Origin of the sequence: Roseivivax jejudonensis (genome assembly GCF_900172265.1) — a bacterium.
Taxonomy (GTDB): Bacteria; Pseudomonadota; Alphaproteobacteria; order Rhodobacterales; family Rhodobacteraceae; genus Roseivivax; species Roseivivax jejudonensis.
On record NZ_FWFK01000006.1, the window covers coordinates 25954 to 49111 of the forward strand.

General features: G+C 70.4%; 19 protein-coding genes. 12 read left to right on the top strand and 7 right to left on the bottom strand.

The features are described 5' to 3' along the window. The first annotated feature begins 54 nt into the window (after nucleotides 1-54). Nucleotides 55-786, top strand: coding sequence for an SDR family NAD(P)-dependent oxidoreductase (locus ROJ8625_RS15675; RefSeq protein ID WP_200813324.1), 732 nt, complete (start codon nucleotides 55-57; stop codon nucleotides 784-786). On the opposite strand, the gene ROJ8625_RS15680 is transcribed toward ROJ8625_RS15675, so the two are convergent. Then, nucleotides 783-1541 carry an N-acyl homoserine lactonase family protein gene (locus ROJ8625_RS15680; RefSeq protein WP_085792871.1) on the bottom strand — a complete coding sequence of 253 codons (759 nt, stop codon included), beginning with the start codon at nucleotides 1539-1541 and terminating at the stop codon, nucleotides 783-785. The two genes, ROJ8625_RS15675 and ROJ8625_RS15680, sit on opposite strands and share 4 nt — an antisense overlap. A gap of 15 nt (nucleotides 1542-1556) precedes the next feature. Between ROJ8625_RS15680 and ROJ8625_RS15685 the strand changes: the two genes are divergently transcribed. Then, a complete protein-coding gene (locus ROJ8625_RS15685; protein WP_085792872.1) occupies nucleotides 1557-2705 on the top strand; it encodes a pyridoxal phosphate-dependent aminotransferase in 1149 nt (382 codons plus the stop codon). 21 nt (nucleotides 2706-2726) lie between these two features. Here the strand turns inward: ROJ8625_RS15685 and ROJ8625_RS15690 are convergent, their stop codons facing one another. The 5 genes from ROJ8625_RS15690 to ROJ8625_RS15710 all read right to left on the bottom strand — a co-directional run bounded on the left by ROJ8625_RS15690 (nucleotide 2727) and on the right by ROJ8625_RS15710 (nucleotide 9468). Further along, nucleotides 2727-4355 carry an indolepyruvate oxidoreductase subunit beta family protein gene (locus tag ROJ8625_RS15690; protein ID WP_143535148.1) on the bottom strand — a complete coding sequence of 543 codons (1629 nt, stop codon included), beginning with the start codon at nucleotides 4353-4355 and terminating at the stop codon, nucleotides 2727-2729. Next, nucleotides 4352-6496: a thiamine pyrophosphate-dependent enzyme gene (locus ROJ8625_RS15695; protein ID WP_085792873.1), complete on the bottom strand. Its 2145-nt coding sequence runs from the start codon at nucleotides 6494-6496 to the stop codon at nucleotides 4352-4354. Before ROJ8625_RS15695 ends, ROJ8625_RS15690 begins: the two co-directional genes overlap by 4 nt. Before the next feature lie 107 nt (nucleotides 6497-6603). Further along, nucleotides 6604-7095 (bottom strand): MarR family winged helix-turn-helix transcriptional regulator, encoded by a 492-nt coding sequence (locus ROJ8625_RS15700; protein ID WP_085792874.1) that lies wholly within the window; start codon nucleotides 7093-7095, stop codon nucleotides 6604-6606. A 5-nt stretch (nucleotides 7096-7100) separates the two neighbouring features. Then, nucleotides 7101-8666, bottom strand: a complete 1566-nt coding sequence (locus ROJ8625_RS15705; protein ID WP_085792875.1) for a phytoene desaturase family protein — start codon at nucleotides 8664-8666, stop codon at nucleotides 7101-7103. Between the two features lie 13 nt (nucleotides 8667-8679). Beyond that, the gene (locus ROJ8625_RS15710; RefSeq protein ID WP_085792876.1) at nucleotides 8680-9468 is read right to left on the bottom strand and encodes a cyclase family protein; all 789 of its coding nucleotides are present in this window, start codon (nucleotides 9466-9468) and stop codon (nucleotides 8680-8682) included. Between the two features lie 95 nt (nucleotides 9469-9563). Between ROJ8625_RS15710 and ROJ8625_RS15715 the strand changes: the two genes are divergently transcribed. From ROJ8625_RS15715 to ROJ8625_RS15760, 10 genes are all read left to right on the top strand, one after another. After that, nucleotides 9564-11126 carry a phytoene desaturase family protein gene (locus ROJ8625_RS15715; protein ID WP_085792877.1) on the top strand — a complete coding sequence of 521 codons (1563 nt, stop codon included), beginning with the start codon at nucleotides 9564-9566 and terminating at the stop codon, nucleotides 11124-11126. A 351-nt stretch (nucleotides 11127-11477) separates the two neighbouring features. Continuing rightward, entirely contained in the window at nucleotides 11478-13010 is a 1533-nt protein-coding gene (locus ROJ8625_RS15720) for an ABC transporter substrate-binding protein (RefSeq protein ID WP_085792878.1), read from the top strand. Between the two features lie 64 nt (nucleotides 13011-13074). Beyond that, complete coding sequence (locus tag ROJ8625_RS15725) at nucleotides 13075-14052, top strand: ABC transporter permease (RefSeq protein ID WP_234984295.1); 978 nt, start codon at nucleotides 13075-13077, stop codon at nucleotides 14050-14052. After that, nucleotides 14045-14860, top strand: a complete 816-nt coding sequence (locus ROJ8625_RS15730; RefSeq protein WP_085792880.1) for an ABC transporter permease — start codon at nucleotides 14045-14047, stop codon at nucleotides 14858-14860. The genes ROJ8625_RS15725 and ROJ8625_RS15730 overlap by 8 nt, the downstream gene beginning before the upstream one ends. After that, the gene (locus ROJ8625_RS15735) at nucleotides 14857-15732 is read left to right on the top strand and encodes an ABC transporter ATP-binding protein (protein ID WP_085792881.1); all 876 of its coding nucleotides are present in this window, start codon (nucleotides 14857-14859) and stop codon (nucleotides 15730-15732) included. The genes ROJ8625_RS15730 and ROJ8625_RS15735 overlap by 4 nt, the downstream gene beginning before the upstream one ends. After that, nucleotides 15725-16537: an ATP-binding cassette domain-containing protein gene (locus ROJ8625_RS15740; protein ID WP_085792882.1), complete on the top strand. Its 813-nt coding sequence runs from the start codon at nucleotides 15725-15727 to the stop codon at nucleotides 16535-16537. Before ROJ8625_RS15735 ends, ROJ8625_RS15740 begins: the two co-directional genes overlap by 8 nt. A 264-nt stretch (nucleotides 16538-16801) precedes the next feature. Continuing rightward, nucleotides 16802-17992, top strand: a complete 1191-nt coding sequence (gene repA, locus ROJ8625_RS15745; protein WP_085792883.1) for a plasmid partitioning protein RepA — start codon at nucleotides 16802-16804, stop codon at nucleotides 17990-17992. After that, nucleotides 17982-18965, top strand: coding sequence for a plasmid partitioning protein RepB (gene repB, locus ROJ8625_RS15750; protein WP_085792884.1), 984 nt, complete (start codon nucleotides 17982-17984; stop codon nucleotides 18963-18965). The genes repA and repB overlap by 11 nt, the downstream gene beginning before the upstream one ends. Before the next feature lie 271 nt (nucleotides 18966-19236). After that, the gene (locus ROJ8625_RS15755; protein ID WP_085792885.1) at nucleotides 19237-20394 is read left to right on the top strand and encodes a helix-turn-helix domain-containing protein; all 1158 of its coding nucleotides are present in this window, start codon (nucleotides 19237-19239) and stop codon (nucleotides 20392-20394) included. Between the two features lie 166 nt (nucleotides 20395-20560). Then, on the top strand, nucleotides 20561-21265 hold the full coding sequence (locus tag ROJ8625_RS15760; RefSeq protein ID WP_085793068.1) for a dimethylsulfonioproprionate lyase family protein: 705 nt from the start codon (nucleotides 20561-20563) through the stop codon (nucleotides 21263-21265). A gap of 253 nt (nucleotides 21266-21518) precedes the next feature. Here ROJ8625_RS15760 and ROJ8625_RS15765 read toward each other — a convergent pair whose 3' ends face one another. Next, complete coding sequence (locus tag ROJ8625_RS15765; protein ID WP_085792886.1) at nucleotides 21519-23156, bottom strand: AMP-binding protein; 1638 nt, start codon at nucleotides 23154-23156, stop codon at nucleotides 21519-21521. Nucleotides 23157-23158 lie beyond the last annotated feature (2 nt).

Consider the following 23158-nt stretch of genomic DNA (forward strand, 5'->3'; position numbering starts at 1 on the left):
GTATGCAAATGCATGCTATTGGGAGGATATTGGCACGGCAAGGGGGGACACGCCATGGACAGGATCGCGACGGTGACCGGCGCGGCAGGCGGCATGGGGCGCGCGATCGTCGCGCGGCTGGTGGCGGACGGGCTGCGGGTGGCGGCGCTCGACCGCGACGAGGCCGGGCTGGCGCAGCTGGTGGCGGATCTGGGCGACGCGGTGATGCCGTGCCCGGTCGACCTGATGGACGCGGCCGCGATCCGCGCCGTCTTCGACCGCATCGCGGCCGACACCGGTGGGCCGGACGTCCTGATCAACAATGCCGGCACCTGCTTCATGTCCGAGTTTCCGGACATCCCCGAGGACGAGTTCGAGGCGCAGATGCGGCTCAACTTCTCGGCCGCGTTCCATTGCTGCCAGGCGGCGGTGCCGCGGATGCTGGAGCGGCCGGGCGTAAAGAAGATCGTCAACATCTCGTCGAACGGGGCCTACAACTTCGATGTCTTCGACCCGCCGCACTACCGCGCCTCGAAGGCGGCGATGGACACGCTGACCAAGGACCTCGCCCGCCGCTACGCGCGCGAGAAGATCGCGGTGAACTCCATCGCTCCGGCAATGACCGAAACGCCGCTCTTCGGCGTGGTGAGCGAAGACGTGCTGGAGGCCGCCATCGCGCAGATGCCGCACGGACGCGCGATGCAGCCCGACGAGATCGCCGCCTGGGTCGGGTTCCTCGTGTCGTCCGCCGGCGACATCTCGAGCGGGAACGTCATCATCCTCAACCAGGGCCGAGACGTGCGCTAGGCGTAATGCTCGGGGGATTTGCGCAGCTCTGCCCATTGCTCGGGCCCGTGACCGTAGATCACGAAGGCGTCGCGCTCGCGCGCGATGCGCATGAGCCGGTCGGCGCTGGCGATTGCCTGCGCGGGATCCCACGCGGTGTCGAACCGCTCGTCGATCTCCTCGGGGCGGGAAATGGCGTCGGACGCGATCAGGACGGGCCCGGTCTCGGGCAGGTCGAGCAGGAGCGCGATCTGACCGGGCGCGTGGCCCGGTGCCTGCAGGAGCGTCAGGCCGGGGCCGAGCGTCGCGTCCTCGCCCACGGTGACGTAGTCGCGCTCGGGCCAGTCCCAGGGCTGTCCGCCGGTCCAGTAGAGCGGCCTCGGCAGCGCGCGCTCGGTCTCGGAAATCACCATCGGCGCGTGCGCGAAGTCGAACAGCCCGCCGAGATGGTCGATATGGGTGTGGGTCATGACAAAGATGTCGATGTCGTCCGGCGCGACCCCGGCCTTGGCGAGCTGCGCAGCGGGCAGGTTGTCCGGCGTGATCGACAGCACTTCGCCGAAGCTGCCGAGCGCGTCCTCCTCGGTGGCGCGCGCGGGATCGTCGGCATACTTTGCCGGAAAGCCGCTGTCGACGAGCACGTGTTCGCCGGCATCGGTGGAGATCAGGAACCCGCAGATGCCGATGTCGCGCGGGCCGGCATGAACGCGGAAGAGGCCGAAATCGAGGACGGTCAGCCGCGCGGGGCGGCCCTTGAGCAGATCGAGGTTCAACATGACGGATAAGTGCCGATGAAGGTGCGGATACACAAGCTTTTCGACTACTTGCTCGACACCGTGGCCGAGGAGCCGGACGCGATCGTGGGCTTTTCGCTGTCCACGTCGCCGACGCTGGGGGATTTCCTGCCGGATCTCGACCCGGACCTGTCGCTCGACTGGAATCAGCGGTCGTTCCGCGGCCTGCCGGAGCTGCGCGCACACATCCTGCGACAGGCGGGCCTCGACACGGTCTGCGCCGACGACGACGTGCTGGTGACCGCCGGCGCGGCGGAGGCGAACTACCTCGTTCTGCGCCAGCTTCTGTCGCCGGGCGACCGGCTGGTGACCGAGGTGCCGGGCTGGCCGCAGGCCGAGGTGCTGGGCCGCGCGGCGGAGGCCGAGGTCGTCACCGTGGCCCGCGACGAGGCCGACGGCTGGCGCCTGCCGCTCGACCGGCTCGAGGCCGCGGCGGTGCCCGGCACGAAGGTCATCTTCCTGTCCAACCCCAACAACCCGACAGGCCGGGTGATGGACGAGACCGAGCTCTGCGCGGTGGTCGACATCGCCCGCCGCGCCGGCGCATGGCTGGTGATCGACGAGGTCTATGCCGGGCTCGAATGGGACGGTCCGCGCGCGCCGTCGGTCGCCGGGCTCTACGACAAGGGCATCACCACCGGCAGCGTGTCGAAGGCGCTGGGGCTGCAGGGCTTGCGGACCGGCTGGCTGATCTGCCGCGATCCCGAACTGGTGATGGACGCGGTGATCCTGCGCGAGAACGCGAGCGAGATCATGAACATCCTCGGAGAGGTTGTGGCCGAGGTGGCGCTGCGGCCCGGCCGCTACCGCGCCGCGCTGGAGGCCGCCCGCGACGAGGGGCGCGCCGGGCTCGACCGGATGGATACCTTCGTGACGGAGACGCCGGGTCTGTCGTGGGTGCGCCCGCAGGCGGGGCTGATCGGCCTTGCGCGGCTGCCCGACGGGATCGACGGAGAGGACTTCGCCCGCCGCCTGTTGGCGCCGCCGTGGAAGACGTTCCTGTTGCCCGGCGCGGCCTACGGCCAGCCCGGCCACATCCGGCTGGGCGTTGGCGGCGGCGAGGGCACGAACCTCGAAACCGGGCTCGCGCGGCTGGCCGAATGCCTCGCCACGTGGCCGGAGCACGAGCGCGCCGGGACAGGCTGAGACCCGGCGCGGCGCAGCGCGTCAGGCGCTGCCGGCCGTGGTGAACGACCGGATCGTGCGCAGCGCGCCGTCGAGCGCCTCTCCCTTCGGATCCTTCAGCGCGGCGGTGATCAGCCGCGCGGTCCAGTCGGCGGCATCGTCGCGCCCCTCGACCAGCGCGGCACCGGCCATCACCGAGTCGAACTTCGCCAGTCCGCGCGCATGGGTGTCGCTGTAGCCCTTGACCAGACGCCGGATGCGCAGCGTTTCGGTCGCGTGGGCGTAGTCGCTGTCGAGCCGACCGAGCGCGGCGTCGAGCCACGCGTCGAGATGCGCCATCTCGCGTCCGTGGCGCAGCAGGCGCCGGCGCCAGCGGCGCAGTCCGGCAACCGCATAGAGCGCCGTGAATCCCGCCAGCCGGTCCGTCCGGAGCCGACGGCCACGGTTCACCACCCGGTCGAGCGCGCTGACGAGTCGCGGGCGCGCCTCCACCCAGCGGCCGAGGCGGGCGGGCATGACACTGATCGCCTCCGCCGCGCGGGGGTGCATGTATTCGGTGACGTGCACGAGCGTCCCCTCGGGCGCGCGCATCTCGTCGGTGATCCGCTCCAGCCGGCCCTTGCGGGTCTTGAGATCGGCCACGCGCGGGATGTCGTCGTAGGCCATCGCGGTGGCCACGTACTTGGCCGCCGCCGCTGTGAAGGCGAAGTCGTGCCGCTCTCCGCCCGCCGCGCGGTCCCGCGCGAGAATCGCGTCGATCCGATCGAGATACTCCGTGCCGTAGGCGAGATCCTGGTAGTCGACGAGCTTTGCCAGCCCGGCCTCGGCCAGCGGCACCACGGGCGCAGGCAGCGCTGCGGCACGGGCCCGGAGATCGCGCCACTCCGAGAGCATCGCGTCCGGGCCGGCCATGCGCTCGGGCGCGGCATCTTCGGTCACCGGCGTCGCGGCCGGCGGCAGCGTGCCGCCCGGTTCCGGCGGCGCGTCCGACAGCTCGGTCGCCGTGGGGGTGCGGCCGGCGGCGGCGGCCTCGCGCGCGGCCTCGAACGCGGCGAGCGACGCCGCGACCCCGCGCCCCGAGGCGCGGATCGTCTCGCGGTACGTGTCCGCGGCGAAGGGCAGCGTGCCCGAGCCGGCCAGCGCGCCGAAGAGGCTGGCCGAGATGACCGAGCCCGCCTCCCGCGCCATCGCCTCCATGTCGAAGGCGATGAAGCGCGCGGCGCTCTCCTCGGCGGCGCGGGCGACGGCGCCGCTGTCGGCAAGGCCCGTGCCCGGCACGACCTTCTCGCTCACCGCGAGCGCGCGGTGCGACGACGCGATCAGCGTGGTGCGGTCGGGCGTGACGAAGCCGCGCATGATCGCGCGCCCGGCCTCCATCATCTCGGCGGCGATGAGGATGTCGACGTCCGCCTCGGCGGGCGCGAGCGCGAAGACAGGTTGGCGCCCGCTCTCGGGCAGCATCTCGACGTAGTAGATCGTGGCGCCGGTGCGCTGCGCGACCCCGGCGACCGACGTGGCCTGCACGGCGTAGCCGTTGCGCTCGGCCAGATCGACGATCCAGTTGGTCAGGACGCCGCCCCCCTGCCCGCCCACGGCGAGGATCGCGAGCTTGACGATCTGGTCGAGCCTCGCGTCGGGCGCGCGCGGGTCGAGCATCGCGGCGCGGTTCATCGCACCGCCTCTCGGGCGAGCCGACGCGACGCGCGGCGCGCCTGCAGCCAGTCGATCGCGCGGCGCTGCCAGCGGGCCATGCGCGTCTCGAACGGGCGCGGGTTGTGCACCAGGTCGGCTTGGTAGAAGGACGGGCACAGCACGGCGGCATCCGCGACCTCGCCGCAATTGCCGCAGCCCACGCAGGATTGGTCGATATGCGCGACGGGATCGTCGCGCAGCGGGTCGTCGGGCATCTTCAGCGTCAGAGACGGGCAGCCCGAGAGCCGCATGCAGGCGTGATCGCCGGTGCAGACCTCCTCGTCGACGCCGAATTTCGGCCGCGCGACGCGCCGCCCCTCGCTGATCGCCTTGGACAGCAGCGGCTTTTCCCGGCGCTGGCGGTTGAGCATGCATTCCGACGACGCGACGATGACCTTCGGGCCCTCGTGGTCGGTGGTCAGCGCCTCCTTCAGCGTGTCGCGCATGCGCTTGACGTCGTAGGTGCGGTCGATCTGGCGGACCCAGCCGACGCCCACGCCCTTGAGCGCCTGCGCGATCGGGTGCTGCGTCGACTTCGTGTCGTTCTGCGCGCGCGACGACAGGATGTCCTGCCCGCCGGTGGCGGCCGAATAGTGGTTGTCCACCACGATCGTGACGCCGTCGGACTTGTTGAACACCGCGTTGCCGATGGAGGACGACAGCCCGTTGTGCCAGAACCCGCCGTCGCCGAGGATCGAGATCGGGCGCTTGTCGCCGCCGCCGTCGAAGGCGGCGTTGGAGGCCGGGCCGAGCCCGTAGCCCATCGTGGTGCCGCCGATCTCGAACGGCGGCATGATCGAGAACAGGTGACAGCCGATATCGGCCGACACCTGGTGCGGCCCGGTCTCTTCCTCGACGAGCTTCATCGCCGCGAAGATCGGCCGCTCCGGGCAGCCGGTGCAGAAGCCCGGCGGCCGTCCGGGCACGACCTCGGACAGGTCCGGCACCGGCCCCGGACGGTTCGGCGCGCGGGCGCGGTCGGGCAGGATGTCGGACGCGTGGCGGGTGAGGAACGCCTCGACCCCGTCGAGCATGACCTGCCCGGTGTATTCGCCGGCCATCGGCAGCACGTCCTTGCCGGCGACCTTCGTGGTGGCGCCGGCCTTGTGCAGGATCGCGCGCAGGCTCTGCTCGATGTGATCGGGCTGGCCCTCCTCGACGATCAGGACGGCATCCTTGTCGGCGCAGAAGCCGAGGATCTCGTCATCGACCAGCGGGTAGGTGACGTTCAGGCAGTAGAGCGGCACGGCGCTGTCGCCGTAGACATCGGCAAGGCCGAGCCGCTGCAGCGCGCGGATCACGCCGTTGTACATGCCGCCCTGCAGGATGATGCCGACGCGACCCCGGTCAGGCCCGAAATGCTCGTTCAGCCCGTGTTCGGTGATGTAGCGGACGGCGGCCGGCCAGCGCTTTTCGACCTTTTCCTTCTCGTGCGCGAAGGAGGCCGGCGGCAGCACGATGCGGTTGGTGTCGCGCCGCGGGTTCGACAGCGCGTCGCGCACGGTGAGCGGCGGCGGCACGTTGTCCCGCGCCTCGAACGCGCCGTGGACGTGGCAGCAACGGATCCGGACCTGCAGCATCACCGGCGTGTTCGACGCCTCGCTGAGCGCGAAGCCGTGCCGCACCGCGTCGGTGATCGACGGCAGGTTCGGGCGCGGGTCCAGCAGCCAGATCTGCGACTTCATCGCGAAGGCGTGGCTGCGCTCCTGCATGATCGAGGAGCCTTCGCCGTAATCCTCGCCGACGATGACGAGCGCGCCACCGGTCACGCCGCCAGAGGCGAGGTTGGCCAGCGCGTCGGAGGCGACGTTGGTGCCGACGGTCGACTTGAAGGTGACGGCCCCTCGGATCGGGTAGTGCACGCTCGCCGCCAGCATCGCCGCCGCGGCGGCCTCGGAGGCGTTGGCCTCGAACCGGATCCCGAGCTCGGCCATCAGGTCCTCGGCGTCGGCGAGCACGTCCATCAGGTGACTGATCGGGGCGCCCTGGTAGCCGCCCACATAGCCGACGCCGTTTTCCAGAAGCGCCTTGGTGATGGCGAGGATGCCCTCGCCGCGGAAGGTCTCGCCCGCGCCGATGCGCAGCTGCTCGACCTCCTTCTTGAACGAACGCTCTGCCATGCGGCATCCTTCCTGCGCGGTTTGGACAGGTATATCCATTTGCATAGAGTTTTGCAAAGCCCCAACGCGCGCTCCGGTCACGATCCGTCAGGGTGCGCGCGGCGCTATCAGATCTCGTGCAGGCGCACGTTCTTGAGGATCTTCTGAAGCGTGCCGATGAAGGCCGTGCGCTCGGCCTCGTCGATGCCGGCGAACATGTCCTCGTAGCGGGCGTACATCAGCGGCCAGACGGCATCGAACTCGGCGCGGCCGGCATCGGTCAGGGTGATCTCGCGCACGCGGGCGTCGGTGTCGCGCGCGCGCCGATGGATCAGTCCGGCCTTCTCCATCGCCTCGAGCGTGCGCGACATCGTCGACTGCTCGGTCACCGCGTAGACCGACAGCTCGTTGATCGTCAGCCCCGGCACCACCGCCAGCACGGCGAGCGTGCGCATCTTGGCGGTGGTCAGGTTCTGGGTCTTGAGCGTGGTCTGCAGGTTGGCGTTGTAGCGGCCCATGATGCGGTTCATCAGGTAGGGCGCGAACTGCCACAGCCCGATTTCGCCGAGCGTGCGGTCGGGCCGCGCGAGCCCCTCGCCGGGTGCCTGGTCTTCCGCCATGTCCGTCACCTGATGCTGCCCGCCACGAGATATCCCGATCCGCCACCTAACCCCGGCCCCGGGTGGGTCGAGGCACCAATGTGCCACAGGTTGCGAATCTCGGTGCGGTTGTTGACCGAACCCTTGAAGGGACGCCAGAGGAAGAACTGGTCGAGCGCGCAGGATCCGCCGTAAGGATCGCCGCCCACGAGGTTGACGTTCATCGCCTCGAGATCGGCGGGCGAATAGGCGCGGCGCGCGATCACGGTGTCGGCGAAGCCGTCGACATGCCGCGACAGGATCGCCTCGATGCGGTCGGCATAGGCCTCGCGCACCGCCTCGGTCCAAGTGCCGTCGCCGGGCACGTCGATCGTGCCGCCGGCATCGCCGCGGATGTGCACCGGCGCCTCGGGCAGTTGCAGCCACAGGATGGCCTGCCCTTCCGGCGCGCGGGAGGGATCGAGCGCGGTGGGCTGTCCGACGCAGATCGTCGGCGTCTCGGGCAGCATGCCGCGCATCGCCTCGTTCACCGCCTTGGACACGCCGTCGAGGCCCGGCGTCAGGTGGGTCAGCGCCACGTCCGACAGCCCCTCCGTGCGCCAGCGCGGCGGCGCTTTCAGCGCGTAGTGCATCTGGAAGTTGCCCATGCCGTGCCGGAAGCCGCGCATCGCCGTCACCGTCTCGGGCCGGGGGTCGGCGACGAGCGTGCCGTAGAGCTGGCCCGGCGCGACGGACGCGATCACGTGGCGCGCTGCGATCCGCTCACCGTCGGCGAGGCGGACACCGCGTGCGGTGCCGCCCGGCGTGTCGATGCGCGCGACCTCGGCCCCGGTGCGGATCTCACCGCCGTTTTCTTCGATGATCGCGCGGAACCCGTCGAGCAGGCGCCCCGCCCCGCCTTTCACGATCGGCGCGCCGGCGGCCTCGAGCGCGAAGGCGATGACCTTGCCCATCTGTGCCGAGTAGGCCGCATCGGGGCCGAGGCCGGTATGCAGCACCCACGGCGCGAAGAGCGCGCGCGAGGTGTCGGAGGCGAAGGCCTGTTCCAGCCAGCCGCGCGCGGGGACCATTGCTTCTCCGACGAAGGCGGCGAGCCCGCGCGGGCCGCGGCGCCACGCCTCGCGCGCGAGGGTCCAGGCGGTGCGCGGGGTCCACAGCGCCTCGCCCAGAAGGCCGAAGATCAGCCCGGCATCGGCGCCCACGCCGTCGGCCGCGGCGGCAAAGGCGGCGCCGTCGCCGTCGGCCAGCGCGTCGAACATCGCGCGGTTGGCGGCGCGGTCCTTGGACAGCACCGCCGCCGACCCGTCGGGGCGCAGCACGGCGGTGGGGTGGTCGCTGTGCGCGAATTCGACCCCGTGCCGGCCCAGATCGTCGGCCAGCGCGCCGTAGGCCGGCCCGGTCAGGAACAGCACGAAGGTCGTCGCCATGACGTCGTGCACGAAGCCCGGGGCGGTGATCTCCTCGGTCCGGATGCAGCCGCCGATCCGGTCCTCCCGTTCGAGCAGGAGGACCGATTTTCCCATTTTCGCCAGAAGCGCGGCGGCGACGAGGCCGTTGATCCCGCTTCCGATGACGACGGCGTCGCGGCTCATGGCGCGCGCCCCGTCACGCCGGGACGATCGCCATCGCCCGGATCGGGCTGCCGGTGCCGCGCTTGATCTTGAGCGGGGCCGCGACGAGAATCGCGCCCTTGGCGGGCAGCTGGTCGAGATTGGCCAGTGACGCGAGGCCGAAGCAATTGTCGCGGTGCAGGAAGTTGTGCGCCGGGAACGGCGGTTCGAGCCCGCCGGCGCAACCCGCGTCGGTGCCGATGCACTGGGTGCCCCAGCCGACGATCTTCTTGGACAGCAGGTACTCGATCGCCTCGGGCGTGGGTCCGGGCGAATGCGGGCCGTTGTCGTCGGCGTTGAGGAATTTCGCCTCGTCGTCGGCACGCTTGTCCCAGTCGGTGCGCATCACCACCCATTCGCCGGCGCCGATCTCGCCGTGCTCGGCCTCCCACGTCTTGATGTGGTCGGGGGTGAGCAGGAAATCGGCGTCCGCAGCGCTTTCCTTCGAGAAGTCGAGGACGTTGACCGGCGCGACCGTGCGCTGCAGATCGAGCGTGTCGGTGAAGCCCTCGGCGTAGTCCTTGCCGGTGACCCAGTGGTGCGGCGCGTCGAAATGCGTGCCCGAATGCTCGCCCAGGACCATCCAGTTCCAGGCGAAGAACGGGCCGTCCTCGTCGTATTCCGAGATCTTGTGGATCTCGACCTTGGGGGTGTTCTTGGCGAAGTCCGGCGGCAGTTGCAGGATCGGCGTGTCGGGGCCCAGCGAACCCGACAGATCGACGATCTTAACCTCTCCCGTGAGAAGCTTGGCCCCGAGATCCTTCACGACGTCATGTGCCGACATGGGCGCTCTCCCTGTTGCGCGTGTTTTGCCGCCGAGCGTAGACAGAAAAACATGCACATGCAAATATCTACGTGACCCGGACAACGGAGGCGCACATGGCGGACGCGGTGGTGATCGGCGCGGGGCACAACGGGCTGGCGGCGGCGGCGGCGCTCGCGGCGAAGGGCTGGTCGGTCGAGGTGTTCGAGCAGGCGGACGTGCCCGGCGGCGCCGTCAAGACGCGCGAGGTCACGCTGCCCGGATTCCGGCACGACACCGGCGCGATGAACCTGTCGCTTTTCGCCGGGTCGCCCTTCGCGCAGGCGCACGGGGCGGCGCTGGCGCGGCACGGGATGGACTTCGCGCCGGCCGCGGACTGCTTTGCCACGGCGTTCCCGGACGGGCGATGGCTCGGCGTGTCGACGGACCTCGCCGTGACGGCGGCGCGCATCGGCGGGCAGTCGGCGCGGGATGCGGCGACGTGGCGGCGTCTGGTCGCGGAGTTCGGACAGGACGCGCCGCACATCTTTGCCGTGCTCGGCGCGCCGATGACGCTGCGCTCGCTCGGGCGGACGGCGCTGTCGGTGGCGCGCCAGCGCGGCATCGGGCACGTGCGCAGCCTCGCGCGGCTGATGCTGCAGAGCCCGCGCGCGTTTCTCGACGAGACGTTCGAGAGCGAGCGGGTCAAGGCCATGTGCGCCGCGTGGGGCATGCATCTCGACTTCGCGCCGGACCAATCCGGCGGCGCGGTGTTTCCCTATCTCGAGGCGATGGCGAACCAGAGCTTCGGCATGGTGATCGGCCGCGGCGGCGCCGACACGATCGTGCGCGCGATGGTCGGCATGATCGAGGCCGCGGGCGGATCGGTGACCTGCAACGCGCCGGTCGCCGAGGTGCTGACCGCGGGCGGCCGCGCGACCGGCGTGTGGCTGGCCGAGGGGCGGCGGGTGAAGGCCGAAAAAGCGGTGATCGCCAATGTCGCGCCCTCGGGCCTCGCCCGCCTCTTGCCGCGCGGATCGGGCAGCGCGCGGTTCGACGACGGGCTCGCTCGGTTCCGCCACGCGCCCGGCACGATGATGCTGCACCTGGCGATGGACGACCTGCCCGACTGGGCGGCGGGGGCGGAGCTGCGCCGCTTTGCCTACGTGCACCTCGCGCCGTCGCTGCACCGGATGGCGGCCACCTATGCCGAGGCGCAGGCGGGGCTCCTGCCCGCCGAGCCGGTCATCGTGGTGGGCCAGCCGACCGTGGTGGACCCGACCCGCGCGCCCGAAGGCAAGCACATCCTGTGGGTGCAGGTGCGGATGGTGCCGGGCACGATCCGCGGCGACGCCGCCAACGAGATCGCGGCGCGGGACTGGACCACCGCCAGGGACGCCTATGCCGAGCGCGTGCTCGACATCATGGAGCGTTACGCGCCGGGGCTGCGGGCGCGGATCCTCGCGCGGCATGTCGAGTCGCCCGAAGACCTCGAGGCGGACAATCCCAACCTCGTGGGCGGGGACCAGATCTGCGGCAGCCACCACCCGGCGCAGAACTTCCTGTTCCGCCCGGTTCCGGGGTTCTCGGACGGGGCGACGCCGATCAAGCGGCTGTGGATGGTGGGCGCCGCGACGTGGCCGGGCGCGGGCACCGGCGCGGGGTCCGGCACGCTTCTGGCGAAGCGGCTGGCGGGCTGAGCGCCCCGGCCCGCGGGCCGGGGCCGGACGGTTTCATCGCAACGAAGCGGACGGCCGGACCGGCCGATCGCGCGCGCGGTTCGTAAGGTTTGTCCGATTGCGGCGGGAAAACGTACGCCATCCCGCGCAAATTCGGGTCGGATCGTACGATCGGGCGCGCGGCAGGGCGGCGCGGTTTCGGGCATCCCACGGGGCGCGGGGGGCCACCCGGCGTCTCGCGCGGGAGCGGCAGAGATATATGCATTGACACATTTCAGGCTTGAAGCAATCCTGATCGCAGAAGGCCGTCCGAACGGCCCGCGACCGATCGGCGGCCCGCGCGCCGCCGTCCAACAGATCCGGAGGACAACCATGACCCTCACTCGCCGCACCGTGCTCGGCACCGGCGCCGCGGGCCTCGTCGCGGGCCTGACCGGGCTGCCCGGCCGGGCCGTCGCGCAGGACGAGTCCGCGCTGACGATCGCCTACAACGTCACCCTGCCCTCGTTCGATCCGACGGTGGGCCCGTCGGCGGTGAACCCGACGATCCAGGGCATCTACCAGTCGATCTTCGACCAGTTCATCGCGCAGGAGCCCGACCTGTCGTTCCGGCCCGGGCTGCTGACCGACTGGGGCTGGACCGACGACAACACCAAGGTGCGGATGGTCGTGCGCGAGGGCGCGACATGGCACAACGGCGACCCGGTCACGCCCGAGGACATCGTGTGGTCGCTGACCCGTGCGGGCGATCCCGAGGGCGGCAACCCGATCCAGTTCGTCTGGTCGAAGATCGGCAACTTCGAGATCGACGGGCAGGAGATCACCGCCGACGTGCTGGAGTTCGAGCCGACGCTGTTCAAGTGGATGGGCTTTCTGACCGGCTACGTCCTGCCGAAGGCGTATTTCGAGGAGGTCGGGCCCGACGGGTTCGAGGCCGCGCCGGTGGGATCGGGGCCCTACAAGGTCGACCGGTTCGAGCGCGGGGCGTTCCTGCGGCTGGTCCGGCACGACGGCTACTGGGGCGAGGCGCCGGATTTCGAGACGGTGACCATCAAGTTCGTCACCGACGCCTCGAGCCGGGTGGCCGAGGTGGAATCGGGCCAGTCCGACCTGACGCTGGAGATCCCCTACGAGGAGTTCGACCGGCTGAGCGCGCAGGACGCGCTGGCCGGCACGTCGATCCCGGTGTCGGATATCGGCATGATCTTCATCAACGACGTCGAGCCGATGACCGACCCCAACGTGCGCAAGGCGATGCACATGGCGATCGACAAGCAGCTGATCATCGACCGGCTGCTGTCGGGCTACGGCGTGCCGATCGACACGCTGCAGACGCCGGATTACGCCGCCTACGACCCGTCGATCGAGGTGCCCTACGACCCCGAGCAGGCGCAGGCGCTGCTGGCCGAGTCCGGCTACGGCCCGGACAACCCGGTGACGTTCACGATCCAGACGACGCGGGGGTTCAAGCCCAAGGATTACGAGATGATCCAGGCCATCGTCGGGCTGTGGCGGCGCGTGGGCATCGAGGCGGAGATCGAGGTCTACGAGATCGCCAAGCACTACGAGCTGCGCGCGGCCGACGAGCTGGCGCCGGCGGCGTTCTACAACTGGGGCAACTCGGTGGGCGACCCGGCGACCTCGACGGGGTTCACCATGTTCGGGCCGAGCCCGCACTCGGTCTGGGACGGGCAGGAGATGATCGACATGATCGGCCCGCTCTGGGGCGAGGCGGACGAGGCGGCGCGGATCGAGGGCTACAAGGCCGTGGACCGCAAGGTGGCCGAGGACGCGCTGGTGATCCCGATCCTGCAATACGTCCAGCCGATCGTGCACCGGGCCGGGCTGAGCGTGACGCCGCGCGCCTCGGGCGCGCTGTCGGCGCAATCCGTGCGCCGCGGATGAGGCGCGGGGGCGCCGCCCCGGCGCGCGCCCCCTGCCCCGCATGAGACAGGCCCTCCTTCGCCTTATGACGACGGTCGTGACGCTGTTCGGCGTGGCGCTCGTGGTGTTCGTGGTCATCCGGCTGGCGCCGGGCGACCCGATCGCCATGATGCTGCCGCCCGGCGCGGACGCCGAGGACATGGCGCGGCTGCGCGCGGCCTACGGGCTCGACCGGTCGGTGCCGGAACAGTTCCTGATCTGGCTCGGCGGCGTGGTGCGCGGCGATTTCGGCACGTCGATCTCGCTCCGGCAGGACGTCGGCGCGCTGGTGCTCGACCGGCTGCCGGCGACGCTGGAGCTGGCGCTCCTGGCGCTGGCCATCGCGGTGGCGATCGGCACCACGCTGGCGGTGATCGGCACGCTGCGCCGGCAGCGCCCGGCCGAGAGCGCGGTGGACCTGTGGAACGGCATGACGCTGTCGATCCCGGATTTCCTGTGGGGGCTGATCTTCATCCTGCTGTTCGGCGTGGTGGTGCCGCTGTTTCCGGTGTCGGGGCGGATCTCTCCGGCGCTCGACCCGGACTACGCGACCGGATTCCTGCTGGTGGAGAGCCTGTTGCGGCTCGATCTGCGGGTGACGGGCGACCTTTTGCACCACATGGCGCTGCCGGCGCTGGCGCTGGCGCTGCCCCTGTCGGCGGTGATCGCGCAGGTTCTGAAGCAGTCGCTGAAGGAGGTCATGCACCTCGACTACGTGACGCTGGCGCGGGCCAAGGGGTATTCCGAGATCGCGGTGCTGTTCCGCGAGGCGCTGCGCAACGCGGTGCTGCCGACGCTGACGCTGGTGGGCGTGCAGTTCACGTTCCTGATCGGCGGCACGGTGATCGTGGAGAAGCTGTTTTCCTACGGCGGGCTCGGCAACCTCGCGATCGACGCGGTCATCAACCGGGACCTGCCGCTGATCCAGGGGATCGTGCTGCTGTTCGCGGTGCTGTTCATCGCCACGAACCTGATCGTGGACCTCGCCTACGCGGCGCTGAACCCGAGACTTCGGCATGGTTAGGCTCTGGTTGGCGGGCGGATGGCTGGCGCTCTTGCTGGTCGCGGCCGTGTTCGCGCCGTGGATCGCGCCGCAGGATCCGCTGGCGCAGGACCTGTTCCTCGAGCGGTTGCCGCCGGTCTGGGCCGAGGGGCACGAGCCGGGCTACTACCTCGGGACCGACAGCCTTGGCCGGGACGTTCTGTCGCGGCTCATCCACGGCGCGCGGATCGCGCTGATCGTCGCGATCCTGGCCGGCGGGGCGGCGGCGCTGATCGGGTCGGTGCTGGGGCTTCTGGCCGGCTACATGGGCGGCTGGACCGACCGGGTGATCGGGCGGGTGATCGACGTGTGGATGAGCTTTCCGCCGGTGCTGTTCGCGATCCTGCTGGTGGCGGTGCTGGGGACCGGGCTGCACTCGGTCATCATCGCAATCGCGGTGATCGACTGGACCCGCTTCGCCCGCGTGATCCGCGCCGAGACGCTGGCACAGAGCCGCATGGACTACGTCGCGAGCGCGGTGGTGATCGGGCGCTCGCGGCTCGGCATCCTCGCCACGGAGGTGGTGCCGAACGTGCTGCCGACGATCCTCGTGCTGCTGTCCCTGGAGATGGGGATCGCGGTGATCGTGGAGGCGATCCTGAGCTTCGTGAACCTGTCGATCTCGTCGGACGATCCGACCTGGGGCGGAATGATCGCCGAGGGGCGCACGCAGATCCATTTCGCGCCCTGGGTGCTGGTGGCGCCGATGGTGGCGCTGTTCTTCACCGTCCTCGCCTTCTCGCAGTTCGGCGAGGGGCTGAAGGACCGCATCGACCCGGTGCTGCGATGAGCGCGCTTCTGCGGATCGAGGGGCTGAACGTCAGCGTCGGGCGCGGCGGCCCGCGGCTGTTGCGCGACGTGTCGCTGTCGGTCGCGGCGGGCGAGACGCACGGCCTCGTGGGCGAATCCGGCGCCGGCAAGAGCATGATCGGCAAGGCGATCGCCGGGGTGCTGCCACGCGGGATCGCGGTGCGTTCGGGTCGAATCCTGTTCGACGGGCAGGACCTGACCGCCCTGCCCCGCCGCGCGCGGCGGCGGCTGGTGGGCGAGCGGATCGCGATCATCCCGCAGGATCCGCTGACCGCGCTCAACCCCTGCCGGCGGATCGGCGGGCAGATCACCGACCGGCTGGTGCACATCCTCGGCTGGGACGCCGGGCGGGCCCGCGCGCGGGCGGCGGAGCTGCTCGACGAGGTGGCGATCCGCGAACCCGGACGGGTGATGCAGGCCTATCCGCACGAGGTCTCGGGCGGGATGCGGCAGCGGGTGCTGATCGCCGCCGCGTTCGCCGCCGAGCCCGCGCTCATCATCGCCGACGAGCCGACCACCGCTCTCGACGTGACGGTGCAGCGGCAGGTTCTGCGGCTGATCGGGGAACTGCAGGCGCGGCACGGCACGGCGCTTCTGTTCGTGACGCACGACATGGGCGTGGTCGCCAAGCTCTGCCGGAGCCTGAGCGTGCTGTATGCCGGCAAGGTGGTGGACCAGGGCCCGGCGGCGCGGATCTTCGGCCCCGACCCGCACCCCTACGCGCGGGCGCTGATCGCGGCGACGCCGCGCTACGACCGGCCGGAGGAGTCGCTGATGCCGGTGCCCGAGGCGGTGATCGCCGCGCTCGATGCCGAGGTGGCGGCGGCGGACAGGGACTGGACCGATGGCTGAGCCGCTCATCGAGGCGCGCGACCTGCGGCTGGCGCTGCCGGACCTGAACGCGCGGCCGCTGTTCGGGGCGGCGCCGCGGGTGGAGATCCTGAAAGGGCTGAGCTTCGACGTGGCGCGGGGGCGCGTCCTCGGGATCGTGGGCGAAAGCGGGTCGGGCAAGTCGACGCTGGGGCGGTGCCTGGTGCGGCTGCTGGAGCCGACGGGCGGCACGCTGCGCTTTGACGGGGACGACATCACCCACGCGGACACCCGCGCGCTGAAGCGGCACCGGCGCGATCTGCAGATGATCTTTCAGGATCCGATGTCGTCGCTGAACCCGCGGCACTCGGTGCTAAGGCTGGTGGAGGCGCCGATGCGGCTCTATGGCGTGGCGAATGCCGAGGATCGCGCCCGCGAGGTGCTCGAGCGGGTGCAGCTGGGCGGCGCCTTTGCCCGCCGTTATCCGCACCAGTTGTCGGGCGGCCAGCGGCAGCGCGTGGGCATCGCGCGGGCGCTGGCGCTGTCGCCGCGCTTCATCCTCGCCGACGAGATCGTGTCGGGCCTCGACGTGTCGACGCAGGCGCAGATCATCCGGCTGCTGGAACGGCTGGTGGACGAGATGGACCTGACGCTGGCCTTCATCAGTCACGACCTGTCGGTGATCCGGCGGCTGTGCCACGAGGTGATCGTGCTGCGCGCGGGCGAGATCGTGGAGGCGGGGCCGACCGCCGAGGTCTTCGCCGCGCCGAAGCACCCCTACACGGCCGAGCTCAAGGCGGCGATTCCCCTGCCCGATCCGGATGCCGGGTGGCTGTCGCAGCCCTGACCGGGGATTCGCGTTCGGGCCCGGATCTGGGGGCATGGCGCGCCCCCTCCCCCAGGTCTGGAGCGGGATGCCAGAGATAGGCGATGCGGCGGCGCCGCGCGCGACCCCTGCCGCGCAACGGACAAGGCACTGCTTTCGCTTGTTTTTTTCTTACGGGTGTCAAACGCGTTTCACGTGCGAACGCCGCCTCAACAGCTTTTTCTAGGAAACGTGCATTTTGCTGTTATACAGGGAAAAAAGCACGAACGAGCAGACGAGGCACAGATGAGCGGAATCAGGGGCTCCGAGCGCCTGCAGAACTACTCGGCGAAGCTGTCGCGGAGCCTACAGGAACACTCCGAAAAGATCTTCCCCCCGGATGCGGAGAAGACCCTTCGGCCGTTTTCGATGCGCGAGGTCGCGGACTTTCTCGGCGTGAACCAGAACACGTTCCGTCACTACGTGAAGTCGATGTCCGACAGGATCCCGACCGGCACGCTGGTGAACGGAAACAGGCGCTATTTCACCGCCGACGAGATGAATCGCATCCGCGAGGTGCTGTGGGCCGATCGCAAGATCGGGCTGCGGGAGTACCGCCGGCGCCAGCCGGGCGAGCCGATGAAGGCGATCACGGTGGTCAACCTCAAGGGCGGGGTGTCCAAGACCTCGACCACCACGCATCTGGGGCAGATCCTGTCGCTTCGGGGCTACCGGGTGCTGATGGTCGACCTCGACGCGCAGGCGTCGATGACCAACCTGTTCGGGCTGACGCCCGAGGCGGACCCCGACATGGTGACCGTCTACGACGTGATCCGCTATCGCGACCCGGTGCCGATCCGGCAGGCGATCCGCGGCACCTATTTCCCGAATATCGACATCCTGCCGGTGTCGATGGACATCATCGAGTTCGAGTACGAGACGGCGCTGTCGTTCCGCGACCCCGACACGGTGGTGCCTTTCCACGGGCGCATCGCGCAGGCGCTGTCCGAGGTGGAGGACGATTACGACCTCGTGCTGTTCGACACGCCGCCGCAGATGTCGTTCGCGGTGATCGCGGCGCTGTTCGCGTCGAACGGCATGGTGATCCCGCTCACGGCCTCGATGCTCGACGTGATGAGCCTTGCCAGCTTCCTGAACATGGCGGGCGACCTGATGGAGATCGTCGAGAACCAGGCGGCGGACAAGACCTTTGATTTCGTTCGGTTCCTGATCACGCGGTTCGAGGCGACGGACCAGCCGCAGATCCAGGTGGCGTCGTACCTGCGCACGGTGCTGGGCGAGAGCGTGATGAGCGCGGAATTCGTGAAATCCACGGCGATCGGCGACGCGGCCAACACCAAGCAGCCGGTGTTCGAGGTGGAGCCGCGCGAGATGAACCGGCGCACCTACGACCGGGTGACCGAATCGATCGGGCGCATCGCCGACGAGGTGGAAGCCGATCTCTTCCAGGCATGGGGGCGGACCGATGGCGCGTAAGAACGTGTTCGGCGACGCGCTGCGCGGCGCGATGAAGGAAAGCGACCGGGGCGCGGCCCCCTCCCCTGCCCCGCGGGCGGCGGAGACGCCCCCGGCCCCCGCTCCGGCGGCCGAGGCGGGCGCGGGCAAGCGCACCGCGCCCAACGTGCGGTATTTCAGCCAGTCCTTCGAGGAGCAGATGAAGCGCTCGCTCCAGGACATCGACCCGGCGCGGATCGACATGTCGCGGTTCTCGGACCGGATCGACCCGGGCGAGGACCTGAGCGAGCTGAAGGAATCGATCCGGCGCAACGGCCAGCAGGTGCCTGTCCTGGTGCGGCGCAAGGCCGACGACCGGTTCGAGGTGATCTACGGCCGGCGCCGGATCCTCGCCTGCCGGGCGCTGGAGCGTCCGGTGCGCGGCATGGTGGTCGAGCTCGACGACGAGGACGCGCTGATCGCGCAGGGCCTCGAGAACGCGGCGCGGCTCGAGACCTCGTATATCGAGCGGGCGCTGTTCGTGAAGCAGATCCTCGATGCCGGGTTCACCGCGGTGCTGGTGGAAAAGGCGATCGGCGTGGAGGAGACGCAGGTCTACCGCATGCGCGGGATCGCCCGCGACATCCCCGCCGAGGTCATCGCGGCGGTGGGCGCGGCGCACGGCGTCGGCCGGCGGCCGTGGGAGGAACTGCGCAAGATCCTGACCGCCGAGGGTGCGCCCAAGGCCACCAAGGTGGTCAAGACGGTGCGGACCGACCTGAGCTCGGGCGACCGGCTGAAGGCGCTGATCGCGGACCTGAAATCGGCCGGAAAACCGGCGCGGACCCAGCCCCGCGGCGAACGCGAGATCGCCGGCGGCAAGCTGCGGGCGCGGCGCGCGGGCAAGGCGCTGACGGTGCGGCCGGGCGACGGGGTGCCGGAGGCGTTCCTCGATCACCTGGAGACCGCCCTGCCCGACCTCCTGCAGGAGTGGGAGCAGAAGAATGGCGCGTAAGCCATTGATTTATAACGATTTTCGCCCCGGACCGGCGAAAACCCTGCCCGCGGGCAGGGTCCGACGGGCCGGACGGAGGAAGCGCCCGTAACATCGGGCTCGAGCAGTCGATCAACCAGAACGAGGGAGCAGACAGCAGGCAAAAAGAAACCCCCCGAAACCGAAGTTCCGAAGGGTTCCATCTCGTTTAGCCACGTTCTGGATACCCGACATACGAGTCGCGTGCAACATCGTTTTCGGTGAACGGTCCCCTTTTGCCGTCTGAAATGGCATGAACCACACCATCTCCGCGGCGCCGCGCGCCGGGGCACGGGAAAGCTGTGTCCGAACCAGCCCCGCAGGCTTTCGCCCAGTCCTGCGCCGGACCCTGTTGTGCGCGATCCGGGCGACGCGCACCGATTTCGGCCTGTCCACGGGCGACGTGTTGGTGCTCGACACGCTGTTGAGCTTCCTGCCCTGCCGCGAACGCGGGACGGAGCGGCCGATCACGCCCGACACGATGCTGACGATCTACGCCGCGAACGCGACGATCTGCGCGCGGGCCAACGGCATGGACGAGCGCGTCCTGCGCCGGCACATCGCGCGGCTGGTGGCGGCGGGGCTTCTCGCGCGGCGCGACAGCGCGACGCGCAAGCGGTTTCCGCTGCGCTCGGGCGGCCAGGTGCGGGCGGCCTACGGGCTCGACCTGACGCCGCTGCTGGAGCGGCACGCCGAGATCGCCGCGCTGGCCGAGACGCGGGCCGCGGAGGCCGAGGAAGCGCGCGCGGTCCGCGCCGAGGCGCTGGCGGTGCGAGCGGTCCTCCTGCGCGGGGCGGCGCGGCTGACCGCGGAGGCGCGCGATTTCGTCGAGACGGCGAAGACGGTCCTGCGGCGCACGACGCTGAGCCTCGGGGACATGCGCGCGATCCTCGCGCGGCTGATGCGGCTGGCCCGCGGGCAGGCGGTGATGGCCGAGGCGCCGGCCCCGTCTCCGACGGCGGCCCCCTGCCCCGCTGCGGATGTCGCCGACCCGCAACCGGAGGCGCGGACCGGCGCCGAGGACGGTTCGGAGACGGACGCGGAGTCCGCCGCGAACGGGGAAATTGTCCGGCCCGTAGAGTCCCCAAAAACAGAAACAGATATGGCGCACCTGCCCGACCGGGCGGCGCTGGCGGCGACCTGGGCCACCTGCCCGGCCCTCTCGGAATACGTGCCGCATCCGCCCGACCGGCCCGCGGAGCTGATGCAGTCGGTCTACATGATGGGATCATTTGTCGGTGTGAAGGAACGCCCGTTGGCCGAGGCCATCGCGACGCTCGGATGGCTGCGCGTGGTGACGGCGCTGGATTACCTCATCGCCAACGCGACGCGGATCGCGCGACCTGACCGGTATCTCGGGCGGATGGTGACGGAGTTCCGGGCCGGGAAGCCGGTGGCGGGGATCCGGTGACGGGGCCCGGACCCGAGGCTGCCCGCGGGCAGCCGGCGGACCGATGCGGCCTGCCCGCGGGCAGGTGCGGGGTCGGAGTGTCGCGCGGGCTTGCCTTTTCGCGCGGACCGGCTCTCTTGCGATTAAGATGCGGTGGCGGGACAGAGAGGACGGCGCGGGGATGAGCATGACCGATGCGAGCGGCGGCGAGAGCACGACGAGCCCGGATGCGCGGCTGTCGGAGCGGCCGGACTGGATCTACCTTCTGCGCGAGTTCGAGGCGCTGTTCCGCCATGGCTCGGCCGGGGGCAGCAAGGCGATCCGCACCCACCGCAAGGCGGTGCGCGACAGGCTGTCCGCGGTCATCGCGGCCGATGGCGGATTCGTCGAGCAGACGCCGATCACCAAGCCGGTGACGGCGCATTTCAACCGCGCGCTGGACGTCGGCGAGCGCGGCGCGATGCAGGGCATGGCGCGGGCGCTGCGCCAGGTGCGCGACCGGCTGACATGGGAATACGGCTACGAGAAGGTCCCGCCGGCGCTGGCCCGGAAATACGCCTATTGCGAGATCCTCGGGCCGCGCGGTCCGATCCTCGCCGATCGCCTGATCCTGGGATTCGTGCTGTTCGCGCCGAACACGACCTATCCCCAGCACAGCCACAAGAGCATCGAGGAGAGCTACATCTCGATCTCGGGCGCGTGGTCGGAGAACAACGCGGCGGTCTACGCGCCGGGGTCGCTGATCCTGAACCGGCCGGGCGACGAGCACCGCATCACCACCGGGGAGCTCGAGCCGTGCCTTCTGGCCTATGCCTGGGTCGGCACGCCCGAGGCGCTGACCGCGCCGGGGATGAAGCTGACGGCGCCGAAGCGCAAGCGCGCCGGGGCGTGATCCTGCCCGCGGGCAGGGCAGGGGACGGCGCGACCTGCCCGCGGGCAGGGTGGGGGCGTCAAGCGATCCGGCCGAGGGGTGGCTCGCGGGGGCGCTGCCCCCGCACCCCCGGAGTATTTGCGCCAAGAAGAAGAGGGGGCGTCGGGATCCGGGTCCGGGCGGGGTCGGGCGGCCGTGGAGGGCGCCGCCCTCGCGCACCGTCGGAGCGTCTGCGACTTGAAGACGGTGCGCGGGGCAGGGCAGGGGGGAGGGGTCAGTCCTTGAGGCGGAAGCGCTGGATCTTGCCGGTCTCGGTCTTGGGCAGGGCGTCGAGAAAGCGGATCGAGCGAGGATACTTGTAGGGCGCGATCGCGGCCTTCACGTGCTCCTGCAGGGCCGTCACCAGCGCATCGTCGCCGGAATGGCCCTCGGCCAGGACGACATGGGCGGCGACGATGGCGCCGCGATCCTCGTCCGGCTGGCCCACGACGGCGCATTCGGCCACGGCGGGATGCGACAGGAGCGCGGCTTCGACCTCGGGGCCGGCGATGTTGTAGCCCGAGGACACGATCATGTCGTCGTTGCGCGCGGCGAAATGCAGGTAGCCGTCCGCGTCCATGACGAAGGCGTCGCCCGTTATATTCCAGCCGTTGAATACGTAATCGGTCTGCCGGTCGTCCGCGAGGTAGCGGCAACCGGTCGGCCCGCGCACGGCGAGGCGGCCGACCTCGCCCCGGGGGCGTTCGGTGCCGTCCTCGCCGATCACCCGCGCCTCGTAGCCGGTGACGGGGCGGCCGGTGCAGGCGGGGCGGTGGTCGTCGAATCGGTTGGTGATGAAGATGTGCAGCATCTCGGTGGCGCCGATGCCGTCGAGCATGGGCTTGCCGGTCTTTTGCATCCATTCCTCGTAGACCGGGGCGGGCAGGGTTTCCCCGGCCGACACCGCGGCGCGGAGCGACGAGAGGTCGGCGCCCTCGTCCATCGCGCGCAGCATCACCCGGTAGGCGGTGGGTGCGGTGAAGGAGATCGTGGCGCGGAACTGCTCGATGATCTCGATCATGTTCGGGGGCGAGGCGTTCTCGAGCAGGGTCGCGGCCGCGCCGAAGCGCAGCGGAAACACCGCGAGGCCGCCGAGGCCGAAGGTGAAGGCGAGGGGCGGGGAGCCGACGAACACGTCGTCCGGCGTGACGTTCAGCACCTCCCGCGCGTAGCCGTCGGCGATGACGAGGATGTCGCGGTGAAAGTGCATCGTCGCCTTGGGCGCGCCCGTGGTGCCCGAGGTGAAGCCCAGGAGCGCCACGTCGTCGCGGCCGGTGGGCACGGCGTCGAAGGTCACCGGCTTTTCCAGCGCGAGGCGGTCGAGCTCGGCGTCGTGGTTCGAGGTGCCGTCGAAGCCGACCACCGTCTCGAGGAACGCGCTCGACTTCGCGCAGGTGGTCATCTCGTCCATCAGGCGGGTGTCGCAGAGCGCGAAGGCGATTTCCGCTTTGTCGACGATCTTGGCCAGTTCGCCGGCGCGCAGCAGCGGCATGGTGTTGACGACGACGGCGCCGGCCTTGGTCGCGGCGAGCCACGCGGCGACCATCGCGGGGTTGTTGGCCGAGCGGATGAGCACGCGGTTGCCGGGCTTCACGCCGAGGTCGGTGACCATCGCGTGGGCCAGCCGGTTGGTCCAGTCGGCGAGCTCCTTGTAGGTGCGGCGGCGGCCGTTGCCGATCAGCGCGACGCGGTCGCCGTGGCCCCGCTCGACCATCGCGTCGGTCAGTTCGACGCCGATGTTGAGCCGCTCGGGGTAGTCGAACCCGTCCAGCAGGAAATCCGGCCACTGCTCCGGCGGCGGAAGGTTGTCGCGGGTGAAGGTGTCGACATGGGCGGAGGGGCCCAGAACGTCGTGCACGGATCTGTCCGTCATGG